An 18229-nucleotide genomic window follows, 5' to 3' on the forward strand; every position below is an offset into this window, starting at 1 on the left:
GGCTGCAAGCCCGCCCGGGCAGGCGAGCTTGCATCATATGTCATCGTCGATGGCCAGCCGTCAGAAGCGGAAGCGCATGCCGGTTGCCATACCGAACTGCGACTTGTGGCCGTTGGCCTGGGCCGCCCGATAGTTGCCATCGGTGTTGAGCTGGTCGGCCGCCAGATACAGTTCGGTGCGGCTGTCGAAATGGAAGAACATCGAGCCGTACACCGTCTTGCGCTTGCCGCTGGCGGCGGCGGTGGCGTTGCTGGCGTTGGCATAGGCGTTCAGCACATAGCCGCCGCCGTTGACGGCGGCGTTGTCGGCGTCCATGACCTGGTAGCCGACCTCGTAGTCGAACACACCCTTCGGTGCGATCTTGGCCGATACCGTGTAGGCGTTGTCCTTGCGGTTGCCGATGACGGTAGGCTGGTCCGCCGTGTAGTGGAAGTAGCCGGCGTTCAGGCGCACGATGCCCAGCTTGTAGTTGCCGCCGATGGAGTAGCTGGTGTTGGTCATGCCGGCCACGGTGGCGGTGTTGTAGAAGGCGGACAGGTTGGCCGTGCCACCGTTGTAGGCCACGCCCAGCGACTTGGTCGAGCCCGCGTTGAAATCACCGGGGATGCCGCCGAACTGGTAGCCGACGCCCACCACGATCTTGTCGAATTCCTTTTTCCAGACCACGCCTTTGTCGTAACGGGTGCCGGTGGCGCTGCCCGAATAGAAGATCAGTTGCTTGAAGTTGTTGTTATTGGTGTAACCGCCTTCGTTCATGGTGACCTTGCTGGAGCCGTAAGGGTCGCCATAGATCTTGGAGAATTCGCGCGCCAGCGTGTTTTGGCGGCCTATGGTCAGCTTGCCCAGCGATTTGCTTTCCAGTCCCATCCAGGCGTCGCGGTTGAACAGCGTGCCCGGCGAGTCCATATTCCCGGTCGGCAGCTCATACTCGCTTTCCAGGCGGAAGATCGCTTTCAGGTCGTCGGCGGTCTTGAGCGCGTGGGCGCCTTCCAGGCCCCAGCGGTTGCCGCTGAACCAGGCCACCGACATGTCGGTCAGCGATGCGCCGCTGCTGTTGGCGTTTGTGTGGCGGCTCACGCTCAGGTCGATCAAGCCGTACAGGCGGACGAAATCGTTGCTGGTGCCCAGCACCAGGCCGCCGCTCAGGGGCTTGTCGGTATCGAAGCCAGGCTGGGCGGCGGCCGGGGTATGCGGCTGCGCGCTGGCGGTGGCTTGCTGGATATCAGCCAGGGCCTTGCGCGCCTGGTCGGCCGCCTTTTGTGCGTCGGCCGCGGCCTGTTGGGCTTGCGCCAGCGCTTGTTGTAATTGTTCCGCGCTGCTTTGGGCATGCGCGGCGCCACCAAGGGTGGCTAATACGGCGAGAGCGATGAGCTTGGTCTTCATTGGTTCTGTCTCCTGGTTTTTAGAGTAATATGGCAAGCGTTTTTTCGTTGCCGGTGCGACACACTCAAGATACGAGAGCGAACCCTTCAATTTGCCTTCAATCAAGCCGGCTGCACCAAAATACGACACCGGCCAGGCTGCTGCACTGTTACAGGGAATGCCATGAAATTACTGCTGGTTGAAGACAACCGCGAACTGTCGTCCTGGTTGAAGCGCCTGCTGAACCAGTCGGGCTATGCCGTCGAACAGGCGTACAGCGGCGAAGAAGCGAGCACGCTGCTGCTGACGCAGCAGTACGATGCGATCCTGCTGGACCTGACCTTGCCTGGGGTGCCAGGCCAGGTGGTGCTGAAGGGATTGCGGCGCAAGGATGATCCGACCCCGGTGCTGATCATCAGCGCGCAGGATTCCTTGCCAGACATCGTTGAACACCTCAATCTCGGCGCCGACGACTATCTGGCCAAACCCTTCGACATCACGGAGCTGGAGGCGCGGCTGCGCTCGCTGTTGCGCCGTTCCAGCGGGCGCATTAACCCGGTGCTCCATTGCGGCGCCATACGTTATGAAAGCAATTCCAAACGCTTCTTCGTCGACGAGCAGGACCTGAATCCGACGCCGCGCGAGCATGCGATCCTGGAGATGCTGATGCGCCGGCAGGGTTCCACGGTATCGAAGAAAGCGCTGTGCGACAGCCTGTGCACGCTGGACGATTGCGTGTCCCCCAAGGCGCTGGAGATCTATATCCTGCGGTTGCGTAAAAAACTCGAATGCTCCGGCGCGCAGATCATCACCTTGCGCGGCCTGGGCTACATGCTGACCCATGATACGGCCGCTTAACAGTCTGAAATGGCGGCTGGGGCTGTGGGTGTTCCTTCCCACCGTCATCATCTCGTGCATCGACCTGATCGTCACCTACCGCAGTACCGACCAGATCGCGACGCTGGTGCAACAGCAATTGCTGAAAGGTTCGGCGCGCATCATCGCGGAACAGTTGATCTCGGTCGAGGGCGGCTATGAAATCAGCATCCCCCCGGCCGCGCTGGAACTGTTCGCCAGCAAATACCAGGACATGGTGTTTTATTCGGTACGCAGCAAACGCGGCCAGCTGATTGCCGGCGACGCCAAACTGCCGGCCTATCCGGGGCCGCTCGCCATCGAGCAAGAGCAGTTTTTCATCACCACCATGCGCGGTGAGCCAGCCCGTACCATCGCCTACGCGCTGGCGTTGCCGAACATGCCGGCCGGCGAGTTTGCCGTCACCCAGGTCGCCCAGACGCTGCGCGGCCACGAAGCCTTCCGCCACGATCTGTTCCTGCTGACCATGCGCGAACACCTGCTGATCCTGGCCATCGTGATCATCGGACTGGTGATCACCTTGCGCTGGACCCTCAAGCCGTTGGCACGTTTCGGACAGAAACTGCAACAGCGCAGCCCCGGCTCGCTTGAAACGCTCGATGCCAGCGACGAGGCGACCGAGCTGCAACCGCTGGCCGATGCGATCAACGATTATGTGGAGCGGCTCGATCATGCGCTGTCGTCCTACGAACGCTTCGTGGCCAATACCGCCCATCAATTGCGGACCTCGTTCGCCATCATTTCGTCGCAGCTCAATTTTGCGCAACGCAGCCCGGGCGTGCAGGGGACGCAGAAGGAGGTGTTGACGGCGATCCAGAAGTCGGTGCAGCAGGGCACGCGTGTCATCAATCAACTGCTGGTGCTGGCGGCGCTGGAGCGCAAGCGCCAGCATGGGGAGCGGGCGCCGGCTATCCGCTTCTCGGTGCCGCTGGTGGAGGCGATCGACCAGCTGGCGCCACTCGCCCAGCAGCGGCAAATTGACCTCGGCATCGACGGCATCGACGAGACCATCATGGTGCCGGCGCCGGCCCACTTGCTGCGGGAGCTGGTGTCCAATCTGGTCGACAACGCGATCCAGCATACACCCGCTGGCAGCACGGTGACGATTACCCTGGCGCGGTGCGCCGGCGAGGGCCGGCTCAGCGTGGTCGACAACGGTCCGGGCATTCCGGAGGCCGAACGGGCCAGGGTGTTCGAGCGCTTCTACCGGCTCGACGAGGCGCGCCCGAATAGCTCGGGCCTTGGACTGGCGATTGTTAAGGAAATATGTGACGCCCTGAGCGCGCGTATCGCGCTATCGGCGCCTTCGGGCGGCCAGGGCTTGCAGGTTGATGTCCTGTTTTTTCTGGCGGATTGAACCGGTCGGCGCAATGCTCGCCAAATCGTGCCTGGCCCCGCCGGGACTATTTGACCTCGGGAGCGACCACCAGCACCGTCAGCACGCCGTCTATCGACGCCGGCAAATAGACGTACTTGCTCGCGGGATCGAACGCCATCGTCTTCGCGCCTGCCGCAGTCGGCACATGGGCCAGCACGTTGTAACGATCGGGTGTCATTTGCTGGGCAACGGTCAACGTGGCACTGTCGCCGTTGGAGACGTAGATGCGGCCAGTCGCCGCGTCGTAGGCGACGGCGTCGGGGTGAGTGCCGATGGCAAACTCGGCCACTTTCTTTCCGTTGCCCGCATCGACCACCGTCGCCAGCTTGTTCTTGCATGCTGCGAACAGGCGCGCATGGGCGACGTCGAGCGCCAGTCCTGTCGGTTCCTCGCAGCCGGCCAGCGGCCAGTGCGCGACCACTTTGCCGGCCGCGATGTCGATCACCTCGATCGCATTCTTGTCCTCGATGTTGAGATAGATGCGGCCGGCGCCGTCGCTCACCGCAAATTCCGGCCGGCCGCCGACCTTGATGGTCGAGACGACCCGCATGCCGGGCACGTCGAACACCGTGACGTTGGCGCTGTTGCCATTGAAGGCGTACAACTGATGGGCTTGCGGTACGTAGAGGAGCGCGTCGGGATTTTTTCCGCTGACCTTGACTTGCTGCTTGACGGCCAGGCTGTCGAGCGCAAACACGGTGACGCTGTCCGAGCGTCCGTTGCTGGTGAAGCCCAGGTTCAGCTCCGGCGCGAAGGCGACGCCATGCACGCCTTCGGTGCCGGCGATGGCACCTGCCATGTTATGCGTGCCCAGGTCGATCACCTGCACCTGGTTGCCGTGGGTGACATACAGGCGCTGGTGGCTGGCGTCGATGCTGGCGTAATCCCATTTGCCGTCGCCGCTCAAGGCGATACGGTCGTGGATGGCGTAGTCGGCGGTCGCCGCCACGCTGTATGGCGTGACAAAGTGGCCCAGCAGCAGGGCGAGCAGGGCGGTGTAACGTGCGGTGTGGTTCATATCGTGTCCGAAGCAGTGGATGAAGATTAATAGGTGAGATTAACGCCGGCCTGATAGGTCGCGCCGTAGAATTCGCGCTGGATGGTGCGATTGGCTGTGCCCTCGGCAAACTTGAGTGGCGTGTCGCTGAGGTTCTTGGCGTTGAGATACAGCGACACGTGTTTGTCGAGCGCGTACGCCCCGCCGAAATCGTACGAGGTGCGGCGCTCGGAATACACGTCCTGCGCCGCGCTGCCGCCGATCGCCCACAAATTGCGCGACAGGGTGTACATGCCCAGACGGAGGTTCCACGGACCGGCTTCGTAGAAAATGGCCGCATTGACCGTGTTGCGCGACGTCGATGGCAGGGTCGAGGTTTCGCCGGGCCGGATCTCGAAGCGCGAATCGACGAAGGTGTAGTTGGCGCTGGCGCCCAGGCCGCCGAGCCAGCCGGGCAAGGTAGTGAAGCGCTGCTCGTAGTTCAGCTCCAGGCCGCGCGCGCTCGACTTGCCGACATTGGCAAACGAGTAGACGTGGGCGATGCCGACAAAACCGGCAAACAAACCGCTGTTGGGGAAGGTCTGGTTGCTCTGGCTGGCCGCGATGTAATTGCTGATTTCCTTGTCGAAGAAGCCGATGGAGGCAATGCCGGCGTTGGGCAGATAGCGTTCGAACGACAGGTCGAACGAATTGGCCGTGGTGGGCTTCAGGTCCGGATTGCCCTTGGTAACACTGTTCGCGCCGGGATCGATATTGAGCGCAGCCGATACCTGGCTGAAGCCCGGCCTGGCGATGGTCGAGGAGAAGGCCGCGCGCAGCAGCGTCGAGCCGCCCAGTTCATAGCGCGCCTGCACACTGGGGAACCAGTTGAGGTAGTTGCGGTCGCGGTTCTCCGGCTGGATCAGGGGATTGCCGGCGGCGTCGGCGCCCTTGGCATTGGCCGCATAATTGGCGCGGGTCGCTTCCAGACGCACGCCGCCCGTCACGCCCAGCGCGCCGGAGCGCATCTGGTATTGGCCGTAGGCGGCGTAGACGTCTTCCTTGTCTTGCAGGTACTGGAGCGCGGCGTTTTCCGCGTTCGAGGCCGACACCACCTGCTGACCGCCATACAGCGTTTGCATCAGCCCCGGCGTGAGCTGCGGTCCGTTCTGGTAGTGGCCGTCATAGAAGGTGACGCCGGGTCCGCCCGAGGCGGCGGTCAGCGGCAGTGCCGGCAGCTTGTCGAACGAATAGGGTTGGCCGTTGACCACGCGCTTGCGCAGGCGGGCGCCTGCGCCCATCTTGAGGCTCTCTTCATCGTAGCCGCCGATGCGCGTATCCCATGCGAGGTTGGCGGCCAGCGACCATTCGTGGTCCGAGATGTCGGTGGTGCTGTTCTGTAACTTGACCAGCGCATAGTTGGCGGGATTCAGATAGTCCGCACCGCTCACGGTGAACGCCGGCACGTTGCCCGGTCCGCTGTTGGCATAGCTGACGGTAGCCGTGCCGGACGGCGTGTAGTTGAAGTCGGAATTATAGTCGTGCATCTTGTTGTACGAGCCGCGCGTGTAGCCCAGGCGATAGTCCAGCACCGCGTGTTCCAGCTGGTTCTTGCCGCCGGCCATGAACACCTTGTTGTTGATGGTTTCCTGCTCGTCGCGCAAGGTCTTGTCGAAGCCGTTGGCGCCCATGCCGTCGATAAAGCCGCTGGCCGTGGCGACCGCCGCGCCGTCCGGCGTCACGGTCAGGCGCTGGCGCACCACCGATTCGGTATAGCCGGCGTCGAAGCCGCGGATGTAATAGCTGTTGCGCGCGTCCGGCTGGTAGCCCAGGTCGATGCCGACGCCGTGACGGCGGCGGTGGTACTGGTACCAGCGCTGGTCCCAGCCGGCATATGTCAATGGCGAGTGAACGCCATCGTCGAGGAAGGCCGGTTCGACGTCGTCGATGCCGCGCTTGTCCTCATAGTAGGCGGCTGTGACGACGATCGAAAAAGGATGGGCCGCATAAGCGTTGCCGCTGTTTTTATCCGCGCCGTCGCCGCCGAAACGGCTGCCCGCTGTCAGCGACAGGTCGGCGATATTGGTGCCGCGCAGCGATTCGCGGCCGCTGCCGATGCGCGCTTCAAGGAAGGGCTTGCCGTTGCGGGGCGTGGTCTTCGGCGTGATTTCTATGGTGCCGCCCAGCGCCTCGGCGTCCTGCTCCGGCAGATTGGACTTGGTCACCGTGATCGCGCCGACCAGGCCGGTCGGAATCGCGTCCAGCGCCACCGCGCGGCCGCCGCCGAACGGCGAGGCGTTGTTCGACGGCGGCAGCCGCAGGCCGCCGAAGGTCGTGCTGTTGAGGTCGGCGTCGAGGCCGCGGATATTGACGAAGCGCCCCTCGCCGGTGTCGGTCTCGAGCGAGATGCCGGGGATGCGGCGCACCGATTCGGCGATGTTCACGTCGGGCAGCTTGCGCATCTCCGCCGCCGTCATCAGGTTGATCAGGTTAGGCGCTTGTTCCTGCGCCTGGCGCGCATTGGCGTTGGTGGCGCGCTGGGCGTCCACCACGATCACCTGGATCGCGTCGCCGGACGGCGCGGCAGTCGCCGGGTCGGCCGCGTAGGCCGGCATCAGGAACAGCTGGCTGATGAGGGCGGGAAGGAGCGCTTGCTGGATGGGTTTGGTTTGCATACATACTCTCATTGAAAATGAAGAACGTCCGGGACTGGGGTGGCAAGGGAAGCGGGTTCGGTGGCGGGGATGGGCAGGGCAATGCGCACCGTCAGGCCGCTGGCGTCGGGCAGGCTGGCGCTCAGCGCGATCGACCCGGCCATGCGCTGGACGATGTTGTGCACGATCGCCAGCCCCAGGCCGGAGCCGGTGCCGGTGATGGCCACGCCCCGATAAAACGGCGATAGCACCAGGTCGCGTTCGTGTTCCGGTACGCCGGGACCGTTGTCGCTGACGCAGATGTACAGCGCCGCGGCGCGGTATTCGATGTCGATGTCCACCTGGCCGCCGGGCTGGATGTAACGGATGGCGTTGTCGATCAGGTTGCGCAGCACGGCGCCCACATCCATCGCGTTCGAGCGCACGCTGCACGCCATGTCCACATGGGCGGTGAGCACGACCTGCTTTTGATCGGCCAGCGGCAGCAGGTCTTCCAGCACGCTCTGGCAGACCAGGCCCACCGCGACGGCGTCCCGGTTCGCGGCATCGCGGCCTTGCAGGCGCGCCAGCAACAGCAGCTGGGCCACCAGGTGGCGCGCCCGCAAGATGCCGCGCTGCAGCGACTGCAACCTGGGCTGGGCCTGCTCGCTCAGGTTCAGGCCCGCCAGCAATTCAGCTTGCAGCGAGATGGCGGTGAGCGGCGTCCGCAATTCATGGGCGGCGTCGGCGACGAAGCGTCGCTGCTGCGCCAGCGTCAGTTCAACCCGTTGCAGCAAGCGGTTGATGGCGGCGGTGAACGGCAGCACTTCGCTGGGCACGTCGCTGTCGTCGAGCGGCGCCAGTTGATCGTCGCCGCGTTGGTCGAGTTCCTGGGCCAGGCGCATGACGGGCGCCAGCATATGCCGTATCAAGGCGATCATCGCCAGCGCCAGCACCGGGATCAGCACGGCGATCGGGACGATGGTGGTCTTGCCGGCGTTGTGCGCCACTTCATCGCGCACGGCGGTGCTCTGGCTGACCGCCACGCGCTCGCCGCCGGGCAGGGTGCGCAGGAACAGGCGCCGTTGCTGGCCTAGCACCTCCAGCGTCTGCAGGCCATCCGGCAGGTCGGCCGCCAGCGGCAACGGAACTTCGGCGCCTTCCACCTCTCCCCACGCGCCGTGATGCAGCAGCTGGACCATGATGCGCGCGCCGACGTCGACCACATGGTTGTCGAGGTCCTGCAAGCCGTAAGGCGTGGCCAGGTGACGCCGCTTGGCCAGCGCCGACATCTGGCGCAGCTGGTCGTCCTGCAGCTCGTTGACCTCGTGGAAGGCGGTGCGGTAGGAAACGGTGCCGGCGATGCCAGCGGCGACCAGCATCACGCCAGCCAGGCACAAGGCCAGCCTGGCTTGCAGCGAGCGCAAGCCTCTCATTTGGCCACTGCCCAGCCCATGCCGCGCACGTTGCGGATGGTGGACTGGCCGAACTTGCGGCGGATGGAGTAGATCAGGAATTCCAGCGCGTTGCTCGACACGTCGTCGTCGCTGTGGTACACCTCGCGTTCCAGCGCTTCGCGCGAGCGGATCGCTCCCGGCCGGGCCAGCAGGGCCTGCATCAGCGACGCTTCGCGCTGGGATAGCGGCGCCTCGATTTCGCCCACGCACATGCACAGGGAGTCCATGTTGAGCCGGATGGCGTCGGTGCCGATATGGCGTTCGTTCTGCTTGCGGTAGCGGCGCTGCACGCTGCGCATGCGCGCCAGCAGTTCCGGCATGTCGAACGGTTTCAGGATGTAGTCGTCGGCGCCCAGGTCCAGTCCGCGCACGCGGTCATCGAGCCCGTCGCGGGCGCTGACGATCATCACCGGCAGCAGCGGCGCGTTCCGCTGCAACGCCTGCATGACGGTCATGCCGTCGCAGCCGGGCAAGCCGAGGTCAAGCAGCACCATGTCGTAGTGGGCGAAGACGGCTTCCAGCGCCTTGCTGCCGTCGCGGATCCAGTCGACCACGAAAGCCGCCTGCTGGAGCGCCAGCTGCATCGCCTCGCCCACCATGTCATCATCTTCCACCAGTAGTACGCGCACGCCGGGCCATCCTTTAACTCGCAGGCGCCGGACCATCCCGCGCCTTGAACTAGCGGCAAGTATGGCGAGCAAATGTGTAGGCTTGATTACAGCAAACTTAGCCGAAAGACAGCGGATGGCTATCTGGCCTGGTTTAACGCGCACTTAATTCTGCAGCAAGTATCCTGCACGCATTGTTTAACCTTGCTTGGACTCCGCTATGTTACTGGCACTGAAAACTCCGCAGCTGCGGCGCGGTCTGCTACTGGCCTGTGCCTGGGTGTCGGCCTGCTCAAGCTATCAGCCGCTGCCGCTGCAGGAAGGCCCGTCCGCCAGGCTGGTGGTCGATACGCGCAGCCTGCCGTTCCCGCCGATGGCCGCGCATCGCTTTGATCCCGACGATGGCCTCGATATCGTCGAAGTCGCAATGCTGGCCGTGGTCAATAATCCCGATTTGCGACTGGCGCGTGACGACGCGGCGATCGGACACGCCCAAGCTTTTTCCGCCGGCTTGCTGCCGGACCCGCAGTTATCCCTCAGCAGCGACCTGTCCAACAGCGGCGGGGCGGGCGCTACCAGAGCGTTCAGTGCGGGCCTGGGCTACGACATCACCAGCCTGTTGACGCATGGCGCGCTGCATCGCGCCACCGAAAACGACGCCGCCAAAACCGATCTCACGCTGCTGTGGCAGGAGTGGCAAGTGGCCTCGCAGGCGCAACTGCTATTCGTCAAGGTGGTGCAGGGCCGCAAGCAGATGGCGGTGTTGAACGACACGCGCCAGCTGTTCGCCGACCGCTATGCGCGCACGCGGCGGGCGCTCGACGCCGGCCTGGTGAACAGCGACGCAGTCACCCCCAACCTGGCGGGGCTACAGGATGTGGAGCGCCAGTTGTTTGACCTGAAGAAGCTGCAAAACCAGACCGCGCACGAACTGAACGCCTTGCTGGGACTCTCGCCCGATACGGTCCTGGTGCTCCAGCCAGGCAGCGACGTCGGCACGGTCGATGCGGCATTGGCGCAGTCGGCGCTGGCCGATATAGTCCAGCGGCGTCCCGACCTGCGCGCGTTGCAGGCCGCGTATCAGGCGGAAGACCAGCGCTATCGCGGTGCGTTGCTGGCGCAGTTCCCGGCGTTGACCCTCGGGTTTACCCGCGCACGCGACTCCAGCAACGTCTATTCGAGCGGGATCGGCGTCACCATGTCGCTGCCGTTCTTGAATCGCAATCGCGGCAACATCGCGATCGGGCAGGCCAGCCGGCAGAAGGCTTACGACGAATACCAGGTGCGGGTGCAGGCGGCGCGCAACGACGTTCAACGCATCCTCGATGAACAGGCGCTGAACCTCGCGCAGGCCGCCAGCATGGATGCCGATTTACAGGACCAGACCAAGGTCCTGGCGCGCAGCGACCAGGCCTTCCGCGCCGGCAATGCCGACGTGTTGGCCTACGCCCTGGCGCGTTCGGCGCTGCTGGCCAGGCAACTGGAGCGCATCGCCTTGGAGCAAGCAGTGCTGGAACAGCGGGTCGCCTTGCGCACCGTACTCGGCATCGATATGACCAACCTTGAAAGTACTCAACCATGACCCGAATGAAATTGACCGGCGTTGCGTTGCTGCTGGCCCTGGCCGCTGGCGGCGCCTGGTGGTATGCCCGCGCGGGCGGCGCGAGCGCGGCGGCCGGCGGCGAAGAGGCCGGGGGCGGCAGCGTGCTGGTGCAGACGGTCAAGGTCAGCATGCAGCCCATGCCCTTGACCATGAGCGTGTTCGGCGATATCGCCGCAAGCAAGGTCGAGTCGCAAAGCCTGCCCCAGGCCGGGCAGGTGACCCGGATGGCCGTTGTTGCCGGGCAGGCGGTGCGTCGCGGCGACCTGCTGGCCGTCCTGTCCAGCGATCCGAATGGGCTGGTGACCTACGAACAGGCGGCCAGCGCGTTGGAGTTCGCCCGGCATGAGCTGAAGCGGCAGCAGGATCTGTTGGCCTTGCAGCTGTCCACGCAATCCCAGGTGGATGCCGCCGCCAAGGCGGCGACTGACGCGAAGGCCATGCTGGCGGCGCAGGCGCGCCTGAATGGCGCCCACGGTTCGGCCGATCTGCTAGCGCAGTTCGACGGCGTGGTGGTCGCCATTCCGGTTGCGCAGGGCGACCGCGTGGCGGCCGGCGCCACCATTGTGCAGCTGGGACGCACCGATGCGCTGAAGGTCTTGCTTGCGGTCGAGCCTGCCCGCATCGCCGAGCTGAAAGCCGGCATGAAGGTCACGCTCGCGCCGCTGCAGGAGGGCGCCCCGGCCGCCAACAGCACCATCGCCTCGATCCAGAACATGGTCGATCCGAAAACGCAGATGGCCGGCGCGATCGCCTTGCTGCCCGCCGCGGCGCAGGCGCGGATGCCGGTTGGCAGCCACCTGCAGGGCTTGATCGAGCTGGGCAGTCGTCCGGCATGGTCGGTGCCGCGCCAGGCGGTGCTGGTGGACGACCAGGGCGCCTACCTGTTCCAGGTGGCGCAGGGCAAGGCGCGCCGCGTGGCTGTGCGCAAACTGCTCGAGACCGAGCGGGCGGTGGGCGTCGAAGGCGCGCTCGATGCGGCGCTGCCGGTGGTGGTGCTGGGGAATTACGAATTGCAGGACGGCGCCGCCGTGCGCGGGAGCACGCCATGAGCGTCGCGGCATGGGCCCAGTCGCACCGCCGCTCCATCCTGTTCCTGCTGCTGATGCTGGCGATGGCGGGGATGGTGGCGGCCTTCCATCTGCCGGTGTCGTTGTTCCCGACCATGTCCTTCCCGCGTGCCGTGGTGTCGCTCGATGCGGGCGATCAACCCGCCGAGCAGATGGAAATGCTGGTCACGCGGCCGGTGGAGGAGGCGGTGCGGCGCGTGCCCGGCGTGCGCAACCTGCGCTCGACCACCAGCCGCGGCTCGGCTGAAGTATCAATCAATTTCGACTGGGGCCGCGACATGGCCGCCGCCACGCTGGAAGTCAACGCCGCCATCGCCCAGGTGCTCGGCCAGCTGCCGGCCGGCACGCAGATGACGACGCGGCGCATGGATCCGACCGTGTTTCCGATCGTCGCCTACAGCCTGGTGTCGAGCACGCTGTCGCCGGTGCAGCTGCGCGACCTGGCGGAATATCAGCTGCGGCCTTTGCTGTCCAGTGTCAATGGCGTGTCCAGCGTGCAAACGATGGGTGGCGCACTGGAGGAGTATCGTGTGACGGTCGATCCGGTCCGCCTGCGCGCCCACGACCTGACGTTGGACGAGGTGGCGCGCACGCTGGCGGCCACCAACGTCTTGTCGGCGGTGGGCCGGCTGGAGGATCACTACAAGCTGTATCTGGTGATGTCCGATACCCGGCTGCAAAGCCTGGCCCAGATCCGCCAGACCGTGCTGCGCAACGCCGCCGGCGCCATGCTGCGGCTGGCCGATGTCGGCACGGTGGAGCAGTCGGTGGTGCCGGAATGGACCCGCGTGACCGCCGACGGCCGCGACGCCGTGCTGTTCTCGGTGTACCAGCAGCCCGGCAGCAACAGCGTGCAGATCGCCGCCGACGTCAAGGCCAAGCTGGCGGAGTACCAGCACAATATTCCGGCCGGCGTGCAGATCGCCAGCTGGTATGACCAGAGCGAGCTGGTGACCGAATCGGCGGCCAGCGTGCGCGATGCGGTGCTGATCGGCATCGGCCTGTCCGCCCTGGTGCTGCTGGTGTTCCTGCGTAACGTCAAGGTGACGATGATCGCGGTGGTGGTGGTGCCTGCGGTGTTGGCCAGCACGGTGCTGCTGCTGTCGGTGCTGGGCATGAGCTTCAACATCATGACGCTGGGCGGCATGGCGGCGGCGGTCGGCTTGATCATCGACGACGCCATCGTCATGATCGAGCACATCGTGCGCCGCCTGCAGGGCGGGCAGGGTGAAATGCATGAGCGCGTGATTTCAGCGGCGATCGAATTTACCCGTCCGCTGGCCGGCTCCAGCGCGTCCACGCTGGTGATCTTTGCGCCGCTGGCTTTCCTCAGCGGCGTGACCGGCGCCTTCTTCAAGGCCTTGTCGCTGACCATGGCGGCGGCGCTGTTCATTTCCTTCCTGCTGACCTGGCTGGCCGTGCCGCTGCTGGCGGAGCGCTTCCTCAAGGCGCGCGATGCCGAGCCGCATCCGGAGTCGCGCCTGCTGCTTTGGCTGCAACGCCATTACCGCACTACGCTGGCGGCGCTGTTCCGACGTCCGCTGCTGGTGCTGCCGGCGGTGGTGGCGCTGGTGCTGATCGGCGTGCTGGCGTTCAGGGCGGTCGGTTCAGGCTTCATGCCGGCGATGGACGAGGGCGGCTTTGTCCTGGATTACCGCAGCCAGCCCGGCACCGCGCTGTCTGAAACCGACCGCCTGCTGCGCCAGGTCGAGCAGATCGTGCGCAATACCCCCGACGTGGAAAGCTACTCGCGCCGCACCGGCACCGGCCTGGGCGGCGGCCTGAGCGAAGCGAACAGCGGCGATTTCTTCATCCGGCTCAAGGGCGCCAATCGCCGTCCGGTGGAAGCGGTGATGGACGATATCCGTGGCCGCGTCGAACGCGATGTGCCCGGCCTGACGATCGAAATGGCGCAGCTGATGGAAGACTTGATCGGCGACCTGACGGCGGTGCCGCAGCCGGTCGAGATCAAGATTTTCGCCGACACTCCCGAGCAGCTGAACCGCGCGGCGCAGACGGTGGCCGCGCGCATCGCGAAGATTAACGGCGTGGTCGATGTCCGCAACGGCATCAATCCGGCCGGCGACGCGCTGTTGATCCACATCGACCCGGTCAAGGCGGCGCAGGAGGGCAGCGATGTCGATGCGATCAGCAAGTCGGTCGACGCGATGCTCAACGGCGTGGTGGCGACGCGCGTGGCCGTCGGTTCGAAAATGGTCGGCCTGCGCCTGTGGATACCCAAGGCCATGCGCAGCACGGATACGGCGCTGCTGCAGCTGCAAATCCGCGCGCCGGACGGCCATTTATTCCCCTTGCAAAGGGTGGCGACGATGCAGGCCGTCACCGGCCAGCCGCAAATCGCCCGCGAAAACCTCAAGCGCATGGTGGCGGTGACCGCGCGCATCAGCGGACGCGACCTGGGCTCGGTGATCGCCGACGTCAAGCAGTCGATGGCGCAGCCGGATGCGCTGCCGGCCGGCGCGTATTTCACGCTGGGCGGGCTTTATGAGCAACAGCAGATCGCCTTCCAGGGGCTGTTGATGGTGTTCGCCGCCGCTGCCGCGCTGGTGTTCTTGCTGCTGCTGTTTATGTACGAGAGTTTCCGCATCGCGCTGTCCATCCTGGTGACGGCGTTGCTGGCGGTGTCCGCGGTGTTCGCCGGCCTGTGGATCAGCCGGACGGAGTTGAATATTTCCGCCATGATGGGCATGACCATGATCATCGGCATGGCCACCGAGGTGGCGATCTTCTACTACTCGGAACAGCAGGACCTGTTGCGCACCATGCCGATGGAACAAGCGCTGGTCGAAGCCGGCATCAACCGCATGCGGCCGATCGCGATGACCACGCTGGCGGCGATCCTGACCCTGTTGCCGCTGGCTTTCGCCATCGGCAAGGGCTCGGAGATGCAGCAGCCGCTGGCCATCGCGATCATCTCCGGCCTGGTGGTGCAATTGCCGCTGGTCCTGCTGCTGATGCCGGTGCTGGCCCATGTAACGCGCAATCGGAATCGCGCATAAGGCCCCGGCGGTCTACCAGCCGAGGTAATAGTCGGCTGGCAGCCAGCTCGGGCGGGGCAGGCCGAAATAGGACTGCAGCATCTTGCCGTCGAGCGCCATTTCCGACAGGATGCTGCCCAGTAGCGGCACGAACTTGGCGGCCCAGCATCGCTCTTCGATTTCCGCCAGGGTGCCGACCGTCGTCAGCAGTTGTTCCTTGCTGTGGGTTTGCAGTTCGGTCCAGTAGGGCAGCGCATCTTCGGCCATCTTCACCATGTATTCATCCGGATAAGGGATGCGGAACTGGCGCGAGACACCGGCTGAGCTGCCTTGCTGGTTGATGAAGGCTTGCCTGAAGAAAGATGTGATAGGCGGAAAGGTGGCGACGGTCTGCAGAGCTGGTTGTACACTGTCGACAGCCAGTAGCGGGGATAGCCGCCGCTAAAACGTCGCCACCTAGATCGCCATTGAAAGGTTCCGCATGTCCGAAAACATTCCTACGCTGTACGAATGGCTGGGCGGTATCGACGCCCTGCGTCGTCTGACCTCGCGCTTCTACGAGCATGTCAAGCGCGATACCTTGCTGGCCCCAGTGTTTGCCCATATGGGCGACGATCATCCAGCGCACGTTGCGGCCTTTCTTGCCGAGGTGCTGGGCGGGCCCACCAGCTACTCCGAGCAGCATGGGGGACACCCACACATGATTCAGCAGCATCTCAACCGGCATCTGGTCCAGGAGCAGCGGCGCCGCTGGGTCGCCCTGCTGCTTGAAACCGCCGATGAGTTGGGCATGCCCGATGACCCGGAATTCCGCTCGGCGCTGGTTGGCTATCTCGAGTGGGGCTCACGTCTGGCCGTCATCAACTCGCGGCCGGGGGCACAGGCCGATCACGATGCACCCATGCCCAAGTGGGGCTGGGGTGAAGTCAAGGGACCATACCGTGGTTAAAGCGACGCATGCAATGGCGGTGTTCACGCTGCTGTCCGGCTTGCTGACATGTGGCACGGCGTCTGCGACGGATTCGGTGATCGAGGCGCCGAACGTGGTCGCGATCTCGCCCCGGTTGGTCACATCGGGCCAGCCAAGCGCCGCGGCACTGGCAGCCCTGGCCGCGCAGGGTTTTGGTGCCGTCATTTACCTGGCGCCACCGACCGTGCCGGACGCCATTGCTGGCGAAGCGGAGATCGTTCGCCGGCAGGGCCTTGAGTTCATCAATATTCCTATCCGCTTCGGCAATCCTACCGAAGCCGACTTCCAGTCGTTCGTCGCGGCCATGGGGCGGCTGCGTGATCGCAAGGTCCTGGTCCATTGCCAGGTCAATATGCGCGCCTCCAGCATGACCTTCCTGTATCGCGCCATCGTCCTGCACGAGAAGCCCGAGCTCGCCTATGAATCGGTCGCACGGGTGTGGTCGCCGGAAGGACCGTGGAAGAGCTTGTTGGCGTCCCAGCTGCAAAAAGCCGGTATTCAGTTCGAACCGTACTGAAGGCGGCGGGGTCTGTTGCGAGCGGCATTACGCAAATCACCAACCGGCCTAACGAAATATAACAACGGTCCCGTCTCCCATGTCGGATACGCGGCGCAGGTGCTAGCATCCGGGCAATAATCAGTCCAAGGAGACCGTACCCATGCCGCATTTTCGCCCCACCTGCCTGGCGGCGCTCGCCGCGATCTGCCTGCCGCTGTCGGCCGCATCGGCCGCCGACGCCGGCCACCCGGCGCCGCGCCGCATCGTGATCGACGTGGCGCAGGCGCTCAAGCCGCTCGACCGTTTCTACGACCTGTCGGTCGGCTCCGACTATCCGGGCACGCTGCAGCGCGACGACAGCATGGCGCAGTTGCAGACCACGGTCGATGAGCTCGGCTTCCGCTACCTGCGCTTCCACGCCATCTTCCACGACGTGCTGGGCACGGTGCGCACCGAGGACGGCAAGCTCGTCTATGACTGGACCAAGCTGGACCAGCTGTACGACCAGCTGCTGGCGCGCCACATCAAGCCTTTCGTCGAGCTGGGCTTCACGCCCAAGGCGATGGCCACCTCGAACAATCAGATCTTCTACTGGCAAGGCAACACCTCGCATCCCGATCCGGCCAAATGGAAAGACCTGATCGCGGCCTTCGTGCGCCACATCGAGCAGCGTTACGGCCGGGAGGAAGTGCGCAGCTGGTTCTTCGAAGTGTGGAACGAGCCCAACCTGGATGGCTTCTGGGAAGGCGCCGACCAGAAGGCGTATTTCGAACTGTACGACCTGACCGCCAACACCATCAAGGCCTTCGATCCGGCGTTGCGCGTGGGCGGGCCGTCGACCGCCGGCGCCGCCTGGGTGCCGGAATTCCTCGACCATGTGGCCCATAGCGGCGCGGCCGTCGATTTCGTCACCACCCACACCTACGGCGTGGACGGTGGCTTCCTCGACGAAAAAGGCGAGGGCGACACCAAGCTGTCGGCGTCGCCGGACGCCATCGTCGGCGACGTGCGGCGCGTGCGCGAGCAGATCTCGGCCTCCAAATTCCCCACGCTGCCGCTGTACTTCACCGAGTGGAGCACCAGCTACACGCCGCGCGACCTGGTGCACGATTCCTACATCAGCTCGGCGTACATACTCAGCAAGCTCAAGGCCACCAAGGGTTTGGTGCAAGGCATGAGCTACTGGACCTACAGCGACCTGTTCGAGGAACCTGGTCCGCCGAGCAAACCGTTCGAAGGCGGCTTCGGCCTGCTCAATCCGCAGGGTATACGCAAGCCCGCGTATTTCGCCTACAAGTATCTGCACGCGCTGAGCGGCAACGAGATCCCGGTCGCCGACGCGCAGGTGATGGCGTCCGCGGATGGCCGCAAGGTGACGGCGGTGGTGTGGGACTTCCAGCAGCCCGACCAGAAGGTTAGTAACCGGCCGTTCTACGGCCGCGTGGTGCCGTCGTCGCCATCGGCGCCGCTGGCGGTGCGCATCAGCCATGTCAAGGCCGGCAAGTACCGGCTGCAGGTGCACCGCAGCGGCTTCCGCGCCAACGACGCCTACTCGGCCTACATCGAGATGGGCGCGCCGAAGACGCTGACCCCGGCCCAGGTCGAGCAGCTGCACGGGCTCACCCGCGACCTGCCCGAGACCGACCGCGTGATCCAGGTCGGCAACAGCGGCGCGGTCGAGGTCAAGCTGCCGATGCGCAGCAACGACGTCGCCCTGGTGACCCTGACACGGGTGGACTCCCCGCAGATCGAACGTATATTGATACCATTTTCTGCTACCATCAAGCCATGAGTATGCACA

The 18229-nt window shown here is 64.8% G+C and carries 14 protein-coding genes; 8 read left to right on the forward strand and 6 right to left on the reverse strand.

Annotation, left to right across the window (positions count from 1 at the left end):
* Positions 1–60: 60 nt before the first annotated feature.
* Positions 61–1383 (reverse strand): porin, encoded by a 1323-nt coding sequence (locus AC07OK_RS15290; RefSeq protein WP_494691110.1) that lies wholly within the window; start codon positions 1381–1383, stop codon positions 61–63.
* A 162-nt stretch (positions 1384–1545) separates the two neighbouring features.
* On the opposite strand from AC07OK_RS15290, the gene AC07OK_RS15295 reads away from it, so the two are divergent.
* Positions 1546–2220, forward strand: a complete 675-nt coding sequence (locus AC07OK_RS15295) for a response regulator (RefSeq protein WP_494691111.1) — start codon at positions 1546–1548, stop codon at positions 2218–2220.
* A 28-nt stretch (positions 2221–2248) separates the two neighbouring features.
* Positions 2249–3595 carry a sensor histidine kinase gene (locus tag AC07OK_RS15300; protein ID WP_494691112.1) on the forward strand — a complete coding sequence of 449 codons (1347 nt, stop codon included), beginning with the start codon at positions 2249–2251 and terminating at the stop codon, positions 3593–3595.
* A 46-nt stretch (positions 3596–3641) separates the two neighbouring features.
* Here the strand turns inward: AC07OK_RS15300 and AC07OK_RS15305 are convergent, their stop codons facing one another.
* Genes AC07OK_RS15305 through AC07OK_RS15320 form a run of 4 tightly spaced genes read right to left on the reverse strand, consistent with a single transcriptional unit; the run spans position 3642 to position 9311 of the window.
* Positions 3642–4634, reverse strand: a complete 993-nt coding sequence (locus tag AC07OK_RS15305) for a YncE family protein (protein ID WP_494691113.1) — start codon at positions 4632–4634, stop codon at positions 3642–3644.
* 26 nt (positions 4635–4660) lie between these two features.
* A complete protein-coding gene (locus tag AC07OK_RS15310; RefSeq protein ID WP_494691114.1) occupies positions 4661–7267 on the reverse strand; it encodes a TonB-dependent receptor in 2607 nt (868 codons plus the stop codon).
* 8 nt (positions 7268–7275) lie between these two features.
* Positions 7276–8661, reverse strand: a complete 1386-nt coding sequence (locus AC07OK_RS15315) for an ATP-binding protein (protein WP_494691115.1) — start codon at positions 8659–8661, stop codon at positions 7276–7278.
* The gene (locus tag AC07OK_RS15320; RefSeq protein WP_494691116.1) at positions 8658–9311 is read right to left on the reverse strand and encodes a response regulator; all 654 of its coding nucleotides are present in this window, start codon (positions 9309–9311) and stop codon (positions 8658–8660) included. Before AC07OK_RS15320 ends, AC07OK_RS15315 begins: the two co-directional genes overlap by 4 nt.
* 199 nt (positions 9312–9510) lie before the next feature.
* Between AC07OK_RS15320 and AC07OK_RS15325 the strand changes: the two genes are divergently transcribed.
* From AC07OK_RS15325 to AC07OK_RS15335, 3 genes are read left to right on the forward strand one after another with little or no spacing between them, the layout of a single operon-like run.
* On the forward strand, positions 9511–10872 hold the full coding sequence (locus AC07OK_RS15325; protein ID WP_494691117.1) for a TolC family protein: 1362 nt from the start codon (positions 9511–9513) through the stop codon (positions 10870–10872).
* Positions 10869–11942, forward strand: coding sequence for an efflux RND transporter periplasmic adaptor subunit (locus AC07OK_RS15330; protein WP_494691118.1), 1074 nt, complete (start codon positions 10869–10871; stop codon positions 11940–11942). Before AC07OK_RS15325 ends, AC07OK_RS15330 begins: the two co-directional genes overlap by 4 nt.
* Entirely contained in the window at positions 11939–14980 is a 3042-nt protein-coding gene (locus tag AC07OK_RS15335) for an efflux RND transporter permease subunit (protein ID WP_494691119.1), read from the forward strand. The genes AC07OK_RS15330 and AC07OK_RS15335 overlap by 4 nt, the downstream gene beginning before the upstream one ends.
* Before the next feature lie 12 nt (positions 14981–14992).
* On the opposite strand, the gene AC07OK_RS15340 is transcribed toward AC07OK_RS15335, so the two are convergent.
* Positions 14993–15235, reverse strand: coding sequence for a hypothetical protein (locus AC07OK_RS15340; RefSeq protein WP_494691120.1), 243 nt, complete (start codon positions 15233–15235; stop codon positions 14993–14995).
* Positions 15236–15440: 205 nt separating this feature from the next.
* On the opposite strand from AC07OK_RS15340, the gene AC07OK_RS15345 reads away from it, so the two are divergent.
* The 3 genes from AC07OK_RS15345 to AC07OK_RS15355 all read left to right on the forward strand — a co-directional run bounded on the left by AC07OK_RS15345 (position 15441) and on the right by AC07OK_RS15355 (position 18220).
* Positions 15441–15908 carry a group II truncated hemoglobin gene (locus AC07OK_RS15345; protein WP_494691121.1) on the forward strand — a complete coding sequence of 156 codons (468 nt, stop codon included), beginning with the start codon at positions 15441–15443 and terminating at the stop codon, positions 15906–15908.
* Positions 15901–16446 carry a protein tyrosine phosphatase family protein gene (locus tag AC07OK_RS15350; protein WP_494691122.1) on the forward strand — a complete coding sequence of 182 codons (546 nt, stop codon included), beginning with the start codon at positions 15901–15903 and terminating at the stop codon, positions 16444–16446. The genes AC07OK_RS15345 and AC07OK_RS15350 overlap by 8 nt, the downstream gene beginning before the upstream one ends.
* Before the next feature lie 142 nt (positions 16447–16588).
* Positions 16589–18220 carry a GH39 family glycosyl hydrolase gene (locus AC07OK_RS15355; protein ID WP_494691123.1) on the forward strand — a complete coding sequence of 544 codons (1632 nt, stop codon included), beginning with the start codon at positions 16589–16591 and terminating at the stop codon, positions 18218–18220.
* Positions 18221–18229: the final 9 nt, after the last annotated feature.

This window comes from Duganella sp. GW821-FHT07G03 (assembly GCF_059418605.1).